Here is a 12,367-nt window from a genome sequence, read left to right as displayed (position 1 = left end):
GGTATCCTCGTCCTTGTCCCGTCCGCACCGCGACCTTGCCATCGCGGCCGGTCTCTGCTAGCTGCACCCCCGCCCGCCGGACACCCTTGGAGGCCGGATCGTCCCGTCATGGGAACGGGCGTGGCGACGCCGGTTCACAGGGCCGTCCTCGAGGGGGCGGCCTTCGGCGTTTGAGCCATCCGTAACACCAGAGATTTAAGGATCACGCCATGAGCGCCGTGAAGCCGCTTGAGGCCGTGGCACGCGACCGGGTCGGCAAGGGGGCCGCCCGGGCCGTTCGTCGCCAGGGCCAGGTGCCGGCCGTCATCTACGGGGGCAACAAGCCGCCGCAGGCCATCGCCATCGACCTCATCCGCACCCGCACCCTGATCTACGCCGGCGGTTTCCGCACCACCGTGTTCGAGATCGATGCCGGCGGCCGCAAGGTCCGGGCGATCCCGCGCGACTTCCAGCTCGACCCGGTCACCGGCGTGCCGCTGCACGTCGATTTCCTGCGCGTCGTCGCCGGCCAGTCGATCGAGGTCGAGGTGCCGGTGCACTTCACCAACGAGGACGCGGCCCCCGGCATCAAGCAGGAGGGCGGCACACTCAACGTCGTGCACCACACCGTCACGGTCGAGGTCGCCCCCGAGTCGATCCCCGACGCGATCACCGTCGACCTGACCGGCAAGGCGATCGGCGACACCGTCCACGTCTCCGACCTGCCCGCCCCGGCCGGCGTCACCTTCGCGCTCGCCGGTGACGAGGTCGTCGCCACGGTCGTGCCGCCGACGGTGCTCGGCGCCGAGGTCGAGGCCGAGGAGGCCGCGGTGGCCGAGGCCGCCCGCGCCGAGTCGGCCGCCGAGGCCGAGGCCGAGGCTGCCGAAGAGGCCGCCAAGGACGACGAGGCCAAGGAGGACTGAGCCGCTACCGGCTCACCTCTCGACAGCCACGAGACGCCCCGGTCGCGAGACCCGGGGCGTTTCCCTTTTCTCGGGGAGCCTGATTTCGCCATGCGTCTGTTCGTCGGCCTCGGCAATCCCGGGCCTCGCTACGCGGGCAACCGGCACAATATCGGCTTCATGGCGCTCGACGCGATCGCGCGTCGCCACCGCGCCGCGCCGTGGCGGCGCAAGTTCCAGGGCGACTGCACCGAGGCGGTGATCGGGCCTGAGCGCGTGCTGCTCCTGAAGCCGCTGACCTTCATGAACGAATCCGGCCGGGCGGTGGCCGAGGCGCAGCGCTTCTACAAGATCCCGCTCGAGGCCGTGGTGGTGTTCCACGACGAGCTCGACCTTAGCCCCGCCAAGCTCCGGGTGAAGAGGGGCGGCGGCAATGCCGGCCATAACGGCCTGCGCTCGATCACCGCGCAATGCGGCAACGAGTACTGGCGCGCCCGCCTCGGCATCGGGCATCCGGGCGACAAGGCCCTCGTCCACGCCTACGTCCTCAACGACTTCGCCAAGGCCGAGATGCCGTGGGTCGAGGACCTGTGCGACGCGATGGCCGACGCCGCCGAGCTGATGGCCGCGGGCGAGGATGCCCGCTTCCAGAACAAGGTCCACGTCGCGATGGCGGGCCGCGGCTGGGACGAGGTGAAGCGCGTCGGCGAGAAGCCGGCTTGACCCGGACTCCCGAACCACCCGACAACGCCGCGGGCCGGCGCTCTGCTTTGAACTGAACGGAACGATCTGATGGGCTTCAAATGCGGCATCGTCGGCCTGCCGAACGTCGGCAAGTCGACGCTCTTCAACGCGCTGACGCAGACCGCGGCGGCACAGGCGGCGAACTACCCGTTCTGCACCATCGAGCCGAACGTGGGTGAGGTCGGCGTGCCCGACGACCGCCTCGACGCGCTCGCCCGGATCGCCTCCTCGAAGGAGATCATCCCGACCCGGCTGACCTTCGTCGACATCGCCGGCCTGGTGCGCGGCGCCTCGAAGGGGGAGGGGCTCGGCAACCAGTTCCTCGCCAACATCCGCGAGGTCGACGCCATCGCGCACGTCGTGCGCTGCTTCGAGGACGGCGACGTCACCCACGTCGAGGGCAAGGTCGACCCGATCGCCGACATCGAGACGATCGAGACCGAGCTGATGCTCGCCGATCTCGACAGCCTCGAGAAGCGCGTCGTCGCGCTCGAGAAGAAGGCCAAGGGGGCCGACAAGGAAGCCAAGGAGGTCCTCGACCTCGTCCAGCGGGCGCTGCCGCTCCTGCGCGACGGCAAGCCCGCCCGCCTCGTCCAGCGCAAGCCGGACGAGGAGCGCCTGTTCTCGCAGCTCGGCCTGATGACGGCCAAGCCCGTGCTCTACGTCTGCAACGTCGAGGAAGGCTCGGCCGATTCCGGCAACGCCCACTCGGCCGCGGTCTTCGCCCGCGCGAAGGAGGAAGGCGCCAAGGCGGTCGTGGTCTCGGCCAAGATCGAGAGCGAGATCGCGGTGCTGCCGCCGGCCGACCAGGTCGAGTACCTGGAGGCGGTCGGCCTGACCGAGCCGGGCCTCAACCGGGTGATCCGCGCCGGCTACGAGCTGCTCGGCCTCATCACCTACTTCACCGTCGGGCCGAAGGAGGCCCGGGCCTGGACGATCACCAAGGGCACCCGCGCCCCGGCCGCCGCCGGGGTGATCCACACCGACTTCGAGAAGGGCTTCATCCGCGCCGAGACCATCGCCTACGCCGACTACACGGCGCTGAAGGGCGAGGCGGGAGCCCGCGAGGCCGGCAAGCTCCGGCTCGAGGGCAAGGAGTACCTGGTGCAGGACGGCGACGTGCTGCATTTCCGCTTCAACACCTGATGGACCTCGTCCGGCGCCACGGCTGGGACCTGACGCCGACGGAAGCCGTCGCGCTCCAGCGCCGGCTCGCCACGGAGGTCGTGGCCGACCGAGCCCTGGACCTCGACGCCGTGCGGCTCGTCGCCGGCGTCGACGTCAGCGTGAAGAACGACCGCTCGCACGCGGCGGTCGTGGTCGCGACCTATCCGGATTTCCGGGTGGTCGAGACCGTGACGGCCCTGATGCCGACGCCGTTCCCCTACGTGCCGGGCCTGCTCAGCTTCCGCGAGGGCCCGGTGCTGGAGGAGGCGTTCGGGCGGCTCGCCGCCGAGCCGGACGTCTTCCTGTTCGACGGCATGGGCACGGCGCATCCGCGCCGCATCGGCATCGCCAGCCACATGGGCCTGTGGCTGCAGCGCCCGACGATCGGCGTCGGCAAGACCCGGCTCTGCGGCCGCAACGCGCCGCTGGACGAGGAGAAGGGCGCGCACCAGCCGCTGATCGACAAGGGCGAGACCATCGGCGCGGTCGTCCGGACGCGCACGGGGAAGCACCCGCTGTTCATCTCGCCCGGCCACCTCGCCGACATCCCGACGAGCGTCGCCCTGGTGCTCGCCTGCGCGCCGAAATTCCGGTTGCCCGAGCCGATCCGCCTCGCCCACAAGGCGGCGGGGGCGTTTTCGTAGGGCCTTCTGTTCGAGTCGGCGGACCGAACTGCAACCCTCCGGGTCATCCCGGGGCCGCGTAGCGGAGCCCGGGATCCATGACCGCTGACGGTGCCGGACCAAGCGGGAAGCGGTCCACCTCTTCCTGAACTGTCGGCGGTTATGGATCCCGGGTTCTCGCCTTTCGGCGAGCCCCGGGATGACATCGAGGGTGTGACCCCGGCCGGTGGCCCCGATAGGCTCTTCGTCTCGCGGGCGCTTTCGCGTCAGACCTTCGCCGTGCTAGCCCGGCGGCCCGTCACCGCCGCCGGACGCGCCCCATGCCCCGCTACTGCTTCGAGGACCTCACGCCCGGGCTCCGGCTCGATTTCGGGCCGCTGGCGGTCTCCCGCGACGACATCGTGGGCTTCGCCCGCGAATTCGATCCGCAAGCCTTCCACACCGATGAAGCAGCGGCGAAGGAGAGCTTCGTCGGCGGGCTGATCGCGTCGGGCTGGCACACCTGCGCGCTCGGCATGCGGCTCGTCGCCGACGGCTTCATCCTGCAATCGAGCTCGATGGGCTCGCCCGGCATCGAGGCGGTGCGCTGGCTGCGCCCGGTCCGCCCCGGCGACGCCCTGTCGATGCGCATGAGCGTCACCGAGAGCCGGCCCTCCGGCAGCAAGCCCGACCGCGGCTTCGTGCGGTTCCTGCTGGAGATCGCGAACGGCGCCGGCCAGCCGGTGATGACCCAGGATTTCTGGGCGATGTTCGGCAAGGCCGGCACGCCGCCGCTGCCGCCCCGGCCGCGCCCGCCGGAGGCGCCGGCCCCCGCCGACCTGCCCGAGGGCGAGGCGCTGCCCTCGGTCCATCTCGAGGACATGCCGCTCGACCGGACCTTCGATCTCGGCGCGCATCTCTTCACCCGCGACGACATCCTGCGCTTCGCCCGCGCCTTCGACCCGCAGCCCTTCCACGTCGACGAGGCGGCGGCGGAACAAACCCATTTCGGCGGCCTGTGCGCCTCGGGCTGGCACACCGCCGCGGCCTGGATGAAGCGCATGGTCGCGGCGCGCGACCGCGGCCGGGCGCTGGCCCTGGAGCGCGGTGAACCGATCGTCGAGGGCGGTCCCTCGCCGGGTTTTCGCGATCTGCAATGGCTGAAGCCCGTCTATGACGGCGACGTCATCCGCTACGACGTCACCCTGACCGAGGCGCGGCCGTCCCGCACCCGGCCGGGCTGGGGCATCGTCAGCCACACCGCGACCGGCACCAACCAGCGCGGGGAGCCGGTCTTCCGCTTCGCGGGGGCCTGGCTGGCGCCGAGCCGGGCCGGGTGACACGGGCCCCCGGTTGACCGGTCCGGCCCGCCGGGGCCATCAACCCGCATGACCTCCGCCACCGCCCCCGCGCCCGCGCCCCTCTCGCCCTGGCGCGCCACGATCCTGACCCTCTACCCCGAGATGTTCCCCGGCCATCTCGGGCTCTCGCTCGCCGGCGACGCGCTGGCGCGGGGCGCCTGGAGCCTGGAGGCGCGCAACATCCGCGACCACGGCCTCGGCCGGCACCGGGCGGTGGACGACACCCCGGCCGGCGGCGGCGCCGGGATGGTGCTGCGCTGCGACGTGCTGGCCGCGGCGATCGACGCGGCGGCGCCCGCGGACGATGCCCGCCCGCGCCTGCTGATGAGCCCCCGCGGCCGGCCGCTCACGCAGGCGCGGGTCCGGGCGCTCAGCGAGGGGCCGGGCGTCATCGTCGTCTGCGGCCGGTTCGAGGGCGTCGACGAGCGGGTGATCGGGGCCCGGGCCCTGGAGGAGGTCTCGGTCGGCGACTACGTCCTGTCGGGCGGCGAGCCGGCGGCGCTCGTGCTGCTCGATGCCTGCGTGCGCCTCCTGCCCGGCACGATGGGCAAGCACGCCTCCGGCGTCGAGGAGAGCTTCGAGAGCGGCGCCCTCGAATACCCGCACTACACGAGGCCGCGGGACTGGGAGGGGCGGGAGATCCCGGAGGTGCTGACCGGCGGCAACCACGCAGCGATCGCCCGCTGGCGGGCGGCGGAATCGGCCCGGCTCACCCGCGAGCGGCGCCCGGACCTCGCGGCAGGCCTGAGGGCCGACCCCGTGGCACGGGACCGGAATCGATGACCGGCCGCGGCGGGATGTCGAAAAGACAACCCAGGTAAATGTCCGAGGGGGCGGGCCTTCCTAGACCGCTTGTCGTCGCCCGGCGCCCTTCGCGCCGCCTTCCGCGACGCCTCCCTCGGATCTCCGCCCGCCCGCCATGTCCGATTCCGCCCGCTACCTGTTGCACAGGCCCGAAATCCTGGAGTCTCTGCGCCGGGGCGAGGCGGCCCTCGACCGGGTGATGGAGGGCTCAGGCCGCCTCTACCCGGCCGGCCGGCTGCTGGTGGAGGCCGACAGCCCGAACACCGCGATCTTCCGCCTGCGCAAGGGCTGGGTCGGCCGCCTGCGCACCCTGGAGGACGGGCGCAGCCAGTTCATCCTGATCTTCCTGCCCGGCGACCTCTTCGCGGTGAAGAGCCTGTTCGTCACCCACAGCCCGGACGCGGTGCAGGCCCTGTCCGAGGTGCTGGTCGAGCAGGTCGACCACCGCATCCTGCGCGAGGCCTACGAGCGCGATTCCGACCTCGCCACCCGCTGCATGTGGCAGGTGATCGAGGAGGAGCGCCGGCTGCACAACTGGGTCGTGGGGCTCGGCCGCGGCAGCGCCGACGAGCGCCTGGCCATGCTGCTGGTCGAACTGCGCGGCCGCCTGATCCGCTCGGGGGCTTTGCCGCCCGACGCGACGGCCTACGACCTGCCGATGACCCAGGAGCAGATCGGCGACCATCTCGGCATCTCGAACGTGCACGTCAACCGGGTGCTGCGGGCGTTCCGGGAGGACGGCATCGTCACCATGCGGGGGCGCCGGGTGACGATCGGCGACCTCGACGCCCTGGTGCGGATCGCCGCCCCGCTCCTCGACCTGTCCGAGCGCGGCCGGCCCGAATTCGTCGGAGGGCGCGAGCCGGAAGCCGGAGATGCGGGGAGAGGTGGTACCGATGCCGGCCGCTGACGACGGACCGGACCGGGACGGGATGGGCGAGGACCAGGCCGCCGCCGGTCAGGCCGCCCTGATGCTGGTCGAGAGCCTGATGCTCGCCCTCGTCGAGCGCGGTGTGGTCCCGGCGGACGACCTGATCGAGGCGGTGGAGACCGTGATCGAGACCAAGCGGCGCCTGGTCGAGGACGGGCACGAGCCGGCGGTCGCGGCCCGGGCCGCCGCGATGCTCGCCACCATCGCCAACAGCCTCGCGGCGGCGGGGCCGGCGACGAAGGGTTGAGCCCGCGCCGGCCTCTGCACCCTGGTGTCGGGCCCGCAGCGCGGGGTATCGCTGGCCCGTAAACCGATCACCGGAGCTTGAGCCCGTGAGCCGCCTGATTCCGCGCCGCCTCGTCCTCCTCGCGCTTCTCGCCGTCGCGCCCGCCCTCGGCCGGTCCGCCGCCGCGCAGGAACGGGCGATCACCCTGGCCTCGACCACCTCCACCGAGCAATCGGGCCTGTTCGGCCACCTGCTGCCGATCTTCCAGCGCGAGACCGGCATCACCGTCCGCGTCGTCGCGGTCGGCACCGGGCAGGCGCTCGCCATCGGCGCCAAGGGCGACGCCGACGCGCTCCTCGTCCACGACCGGCCCGGCGAGGACAAGTTCGTCGCCGAGGGCCACGGCCTCGACCGCCGCGACGTGATGGCGAACGACTTCGTGATCGTCGGCCCCGCCGCCGACCCGGCCGGCCTCAAGGGCGGGCGCGACGCGACCGAGGCGCTCGCCCGCATCGCCCGCGCCAAGGCGCCCTTCGCCAGCCGCGGCGACGACAGCGGCACCAACCGCACCGAATTGCGGCTGTGGAAGAAGGCCGGGATCGAGGCGCGGAGCTTAGGAAGCGGCTACCGCGAGCTCGGCCAGGGCATGGGCCCGACCCTGAACGCGGCGGCCGCGATGGACGCCTACACCCTGACCGACCGGGCGACCTGGGCGAGCTTCAAGAACCGCCAGAACCTCGTGATCCTGGTCCAGGGCGATCCGGCTTTGTTCAACCCCTACGGCTCGATCCTGGTCAATCCGGCCAAATTCCCGCAGATCCACGCCGCCGACGCGAAGATCTGGCACGAATGGCTGACCTCGGAGCGCGGCCGGGCGGCGATCGCCTCGTTCAAGATCAACGGCGAGCAGCTATTCTTCCCGGCCGGCACGACGCCGAGCCAATGATCGTCCCGGTTCGTCTGCTGTCATGGTGTACTACCATGGCGGGCATGATGCTTGGTAGGCGATCCGTAACAGGCCACTCTCCCTTTCCCGGATCTCCTTCCACTTCGTTCCAGTCGTCCGGGAAAGGGCGAGGCTTGCGAAGATCTATGAGCCCGGGCGGTACGCGTAGCCGCATGGGCGTTGTGTGCGATCAAGTCCTCGGCGAGGCCGCCACCCGGTTGATCCCGAAGGCGGCGGCACTCACCACCAGGGTCAGGCTGACGAGGACGAGGCCGAGGCCCAGCGCCAGGGCGAGGTCGCCGCGGCTCGTCTCGAGCGCGATGCTGGTCGTCATGGTGCGGGTGTAGCCGCGGATGTTGCCCCCCACCATCAGGATCGCGCCGACCTCGGCGATCGCCCGCCCGAATGCCGCCAGGAAGGCGGTGACGAGGGGGGCGGGCGCCATCGCGAGCAGGATCAGGGCCGCGTGTCCCGTGCCGACCCCGTCGACCCGGAGGGCATCGCCGTACTCCGCCCACAGAGCCTCGCAGGTGCGGTGCGAGAGCGCCGCGACGATCGGCAGGGCGAGCGCGCCTTGCGCGATCACCATCGCCCCGGGGGTGAACAGGAGGCCGAGCCCCCCGAGCGGCCCCGAGCGCGAGACGAGCAGGTAGAGCACCAGCCCCACCACCACCGGCGGCAGGCCGAGCAGCGCGTTGACGAGGACGAGGAGCGCAGCCCGGCCGGGAAAGCGCGCCGCGGCGAGCAGCGCGCCGAGGGGGGCGCCCAGCACGAAGCCGAGCCCGGCCGCGGTCAGGCTGACGCGCAGCGACAGGCCGACGATGGCGACGAGATCGGCATCCGCCCGCAGGATCATCGCGACCGCCAGACCCAGGGCGCGCCCGAACTCGTCCATGTCACCCCCGTCTCACCCTCGTCTCGTGCCCGTCCTATCCGGGCGGACCGGTCCGTGCCAGAGTGGCGGACATTCGCAGGAGCCGGCTCGCGCGCCTTGGGTCACCCGGGTGCGCCCGTCGGCTCCGAGCCAAGCAGAGCTGCAAGGGGCAGCGCTGCTTGGCTTCTTGTTTTTGCATCATTTTCGTCGCCGAACCGGGGACCACTTCGGCGAATGATGTCGAGGAGGGCGCCGCCATGCCAGCGGCTCATCCGCTCCGAGAGACGGACCTCGAGATGGCCCTGCGCCACGTCGTCGAAGGCGAGCGCCGGGTGGTGCGCCAGCGCGCCCTGGCGGCCCGCCTCGCGCGGTCGGGCGGCGAGACCGCCGCCCTGGCCGAGGTGCTGCTCGCCGAGTTCCAGGCGACGCTGGAGACTCATCGGACCCACCTCGCGCGCCTGATGCCGAAGCCGCAGGGTTGACGCCGCGTCCGGCCTGGCGCAAGCGAGACGGCGGGACACCTCTCCCCACCGAGAGGCGCCCATCTGAAAGGATGGACACCAGCATGACGACCCGCCCCGCGGCGCGCCCGCGCGCGCCCTTCTTCTCGTCCGGACCCTGCGCCAAGCGCCCCGGCTGGACGCCCGAGGCCCTCTCCGATGCGGCTCTCGGCCGCTCGCACCGGGCGAAGCTCGGCAAGGCCAAGCTCAAGCAGGCCATCGACCTCACCCGCACGGTGCTGCAGGTTCCGGCCGATTACCGCATCGGCATCGTGCCGGCCTCCGACACCGGCGCCGTCGAGATGGCGATGTGGTCGCTGCTCGGCCCGCGCCCGGTCGACATGGTCGCCTGGGAATCCTTCGGCGAGACCTGGGTCACCGACGCGGTCAAGCAGCTCAAGCTCGATGCCCGCGTGATCAAGGCGCCCTACGGCCGCCTGCCCGACCTCTCGACCGTCGACACCCGCACCCGCGACGTGGTGTTCACCTGGAACGGCACCACCTCGGGCGTGCGCGTGCCGGACGCCGACTGGATCGCCGCCGACCGCGAGGGCCTGACGCTCTGCGACGCCACCTCGGCGGCCTTCGCGCAGGACCTCGACTGGGGCAAGCTCGATGTCGTCACCTTCTCCTGGCAGAAGGTGCTCGGCGGCGAGGCGGCGCACGGCATGCTGATCCTCTCGCCTCGCGCCGTCGCGCGGCTGGAGACCTACGTCCCCGCCTGGCCGATGCCGAAGATCTTCCGCATGACCAAGGGCGGCAAGCTGATCGAGGGCATCTTCCAGGGCGAGACCATCAATACGCCCTCGATGCTGGCGGTCGAGGACTACATCGACGCGCTGCTCTGGGCCGAGCGGATCGGCGGCCTGCCGGCCCTGCGGGCGCGCGCAGACCGCAATGCCGGCGTGATCGCCGACTGGGTCGCCCGTACCCCCTGGATCGCCAGCCTGGCCGAGGATCCGGCGACCGCCTCCAACACCAGCGTCTGCCTTGTGGTGAGCGATCCCGACGTGGTCGGGCGCGGCCCCGAGGCCGTGGCCGCAATCGCCAAGGGCATCGCCACGACGCTCGACCGCGAGGGCGTCGCCTTCGACATCGGCGCGTACCGCGACGCCCCCCCGGGCCTGCGGATCTGGTGCGGCGCCACCGTCGAGGCCTCCGACCTCGAAGCGCTGACCCCGTGGCTCGACTGGGCCTTCGCCCAGGAGAAGGCCCGCCTGACCCAGGCGGCCTGAGCACCCATCGTCGTCATGATCGGCGCCGGAACCCCGCAGGGCTGGCGTCGGCCGGGCCTCACTCCCCGACGGGCCGCGTTCGATCAACATCTCCCATCCGCGTGAACGCTTGCCGGGCAAGCGCGGGATCCCCTCTCCTGGCGATGCCGGGCTTGCCCGGTATCGCTGCAAGATGTGGGAGAGGGGTAGGGGTGAGGGTGGAGACGGTGCTGCAAGAAGGCTGAACCGTTCCGCTGCCAGCACCACGGTCTGAGCTTCGATCAGAACCGTAGCACCCTCACCCCTGACCCCTCTCCCACACGGGAGAGGGGAAGCGCGCTTCCTCGATAAGGTCGGCGCGGGCGGAGACGTGTGACACCGCGATCCGTGTTGGACAGCCCCCGGCCGACCCGCTCCCCCGCGGGGCGATGGCGCGACCCCCGTTCGAGGCCGCCATGCCCACCACCACGCCCAAAAAAGTCCTGATCTCCGACACCCTCTCGCCCGCCGCCGTCGCGATCTTCCGCGAGCGCGGCATCCAGGCCGATCTCCGCCCGGAGCTCGGCAAGGACAAGGAGGCGCTGGCCGCCGCCATCGGCGCGTATGACGGCCTCGCCGTCCGCTCGACCACCAAGGTCTCGGCCGCCCTGCTGGAGCGCGCGAAAAACCTCACGGTGATCGGCCGGGCCGGCATCGGCGTCGACACGATCGACGTGCCCGCCGCCACGTCCCGCGGCGTGATCGTGATGAACACGCCGCACGGCAACGCGGTCACCACCGCCGAGCACGCCATCGCGCTGATGCTGTCGCTCGCCCGCCAGATCCCCCAGGCCGACGCCTCGACGCAAGCCGGGCGCTGGGAGAAGAACCGCTTCCTCGGCATCGAGCTCACCGCCAAGACCCTCGGCGTCATCGGCTGCGGCAATATCGGGGCGATCGTCGCCGATCGCGGCATCGGCCTGCGGATGCGGGTGATCGCCTACGACCCGTTCCTGACCCCCGAGCGCGCCGTGGCGCTCGGCGTCGAGAAGGTCGAGCTCGACGAGCTGCTGCGCCGGGCCGACGTCATCACCCTGCACGTGCCGCTGACGGAGAAGACCCGCAACATCCTCTCCGCCAAGGCGCTGGCGCGTACGAAGCCCGGCGTGCGCATCGTCAACTGCGCCCGCGGCGGCCTCGTCGACGAGGTGGCGCTGCGCGCCGCGCTCGACTCCGGCCACGTCGCGGGCGCCGCCTTCGACGTGTTCACGGAGGAGCCGGCCAAGGACAACGTGCTGTTCGGCCACCCGAACATGGTCTGCACGCCGCATCTCGGCGCCTCGACCACCGAGGCGCAGGAGAACGTGGCGCTCCAGGTCGCCGAGCAGATGGCCGATTACCTGCTGAACGGCGCGATCCGCAACGCGGTCAACTTCCCGTCGATCTCCGCCGAGGAGGCGCCGCGCCTGCGGCCCTACGTCAGCCTCGCCGAGCAGCTCGGCTCGTTCCTCGGCCAGCTCACCGAGGCGCCGATCCGCGGCATCCGCCTCGTCTACGAGGGCGAGGCGGCGGAGCTGAACACCCGGGCGCTGACCGCCGCCGCGGTGACCGGCGCGCTGCGGCCGTTCCTGGAGGGCGTCAACATGGTCTCGGCGATCGAGGTGGCCCGCGCCCGCGGCATCCAGGTCGAGACCGCGACCCGCACGACCGTCGAGGGCCCCTACGCCTCGCGCCTCCACGTCACGGTCGAGGCCGAGGACATGCCCCGCGACGCTGCCGGCACGGTGTTCGGCGACGGCCGCCCGCGCTTCGTCGAGATCCGCGGCATCGCCCTCGAAGCCGCGGTGGCGCCGCACATGCTCTACATCCGCAACGCCGACCAGCCCGGCTTCATCGGCCGCTTCGGCACGCTGATGGGCGAGGCCGGCGTCAACGTCGCCACCTTCCACCTCGGCCGCGACCGGCCGGGCGGCGACGCGATCTGCTTTGCCGCCGTCGACGAGCCGGTCTCGCCCGACCTGCTGCGGGCGATCGAGGCGATCCCGCAGGTGAAGCGGGCGCGGGCGGTGCGGTTCTGAGAGTATGAGGGAGGGGTGGGCCGGCCCACTCCTCCCTTGCAAGGCTGCCAGGAAACCGCA

At 71.9% G+C, this 12,367-nt stretch carries 13 protein-coding genes; 12 read left to right on the top strand and 1 reads right to left on the bottom strand.

What is annotated here, in order from left to right:
* The first annotated feature begins 209 nt into the window (after positions 1 to 209).
* The 9 genes from BM430_RS12685 to BM430_RS12645 all read left to right on the top strand — a co-directional run bounded on the left by BM430_RS12685 (position 210) and on the right by BM430_RS12645 (position 7,662).
* Positions 210 to 902 (top strand): 50S ribosomal protein L25/general stress protein Ctc, encoded by a 693-nt coding sequence (locus tag BM430_RS12685; protein WP_093567612.1) that lies wholly within the window; start codon positions 210 to 212, stop codon positions 900 to 902.
* A gap of 90 nt (positions 903 to 992) precedes the next feature.
* A complete protein-coding gene (gene pth, locus BM430_RS12680; protein WP_093567611.1) occupies positions 993 to 1,604 on the top strand; it encodes an aminoacyl-tRNA hydrolase in 612 nt (203 codons plus the stop codon).
* Between the two features lie 69 nt (positions 1,605 to 1,673).
* A complete protein-coding gene (gene ychF, locus BM430_RS12675; protein ID WP_093567610.1) occupies positions 1,674 to 2,771 on the top strand; it encodes a redox-regulated ATPase YchF in 1,098 nt (365 codons plus the stop codon).
* Positions 2,771 to 3,436, top strand: a complete 666-nt coding sequence (gene nfi, locus BM430_RS12670) for a deoxyribonuclease V (protein WP_093567609.1) — start codon at positions 2,771 to 2,773, stop codon at positions 3,434 to 3,436. The genes ychF and nfi overlap by 1 nt, the downstream gene beginning before the upstream one ends.
* 299 nt (positions 3,437 to 3,735) lie before the next feature.
* A complete protein-coding gene (locus tag BM430_RS12665) occupies positions 3,736 to 4,734 on the top strand; it encodes a MaoC family dehydratase (RefSeq protein ID WP_093567608.1) in 999 nt (332 codons plus the stop codon).
* Between the two features lie 48 nt (positions 4,735 to 4,782).
* Entirely contained in the window at positions 4,783 to 5,538 is a 756-nt protein-coding gene (trmD, locus tag BM430_RS12660; RefSeq protein ID WP_093567607.1) for a tRNA (guanosine(37)-N1)-methyltransferase TrmD, read from the top strand.
* A gap of 136 nt (positions 5,539 to 5,674) precedes the next feature.
* On the top strand, positions 5,675 to 6,469 hold the full coding sequence (locus BM430_RS12655) for a Crp/Fnr family transcriptional regulator (RefSeq protein WP_093567606.1): 795 nt from the start codon (positions 5,675 to 5,677) through the stop codon (positions 6,467 to 6,469).
* Positions 6,456 to 6,737, top strand: coding sequence for a hypothetical protein (locus tag BM430_RS12650; protein ID WP_093567605.1), 282 nt, complete (start codon positions 6,456 to 6,458; stop codon positions 6,735 to 6,737). Before BM430_RS12655 ends, BM430_RS12650 begins: the two co-directional genes overlap by 14 nt.
* A gap of 97 nt (positions 6,738 to 6,834) precedes the next feature.
* Complete coding sequence (locus BM430_RS12645; RefSeq protein ID WP_244539474.1) at positions 6,835 to 7,662, top strand: ABC transporter substrate-binding protein; 828 nt, start codon at positions 6,835 to 6,837, stop codon at positions 7,660 to 7,662.
* 190 nt (positions 7,663 to 7,852) lie between these two features.
* On the opposite strand, the gene BM430_RS12640 is transcribed toward BM430_RS12645, so the two are convergent.
* Positions 7,853 to 8,557, bottom strand: a complete 705-nt coding sequence (locus tag BM430_RS12640; RefSeq protein ID WP_093567604.1) for an ABC transporter permease — start codon at positions 8,555 to 8,557, stop codon at positions 7,853 to 7,855.
* 236 nt (positions 8,558 to 8,793) lie between these two features.
* Between BM430_RS12640 and BM430_RS12635 the strand changes: the two genes are divergently transcribed.
* From BM430_RS12635 to serA, 3 genes are all read left to right on the top strand, one after another.
* Positions 8,794 to 9,018, top strand: a complete 225-nt coding sequence (locus BM430_RS12635; protein ID WP_093567603.1) for a hypothetical protein — start codon at positions 8,794 to 8,796, stop codon at positions 9,016 to 9,018.
* Positions 9,019 to 9,101: 83 nt separating this feature from the next.
* On the top strand, positions 9,102 to 10,271 hold the full coding sequence (locus BM430_RS12630; RefSeq protein ID WP_093567662.1) for a phosphoserine transaminase: 1,170 nt from the start codon (positions 9,102 to 9,104) through the stop codon (positions 10,269 to 10,271).
* Between the two features lie 434 nt (positions 10,272 to 10,705).
* Positions 10,706 to 12,307, top strand: a complete 1,602-nt coding sequence (serA, locus tag BM430_RS12625) for a phosphoglycerate dehydrogenase (RefSeq protein WP_093567661.1) — start codon at positions 10,706 to 10,708, stop codon at positions 12,305 to 12,307.
* Positions 12,308 to 12,367: the final 60 nt, after the last annotated feature.

The organism is Methylobacterium sp. 174MFSha1.1 (genome assembly GCF_900116815.1).
Classification (GTDB): Bacteria; Pseudomonadota; Alphaproteobacteria; order Rhizobiales; family Beijerinckiaceae; genus Methylobacterium.
This window is presented reverse-complemented; position numbering and strand designations above follow the sequence as displayed.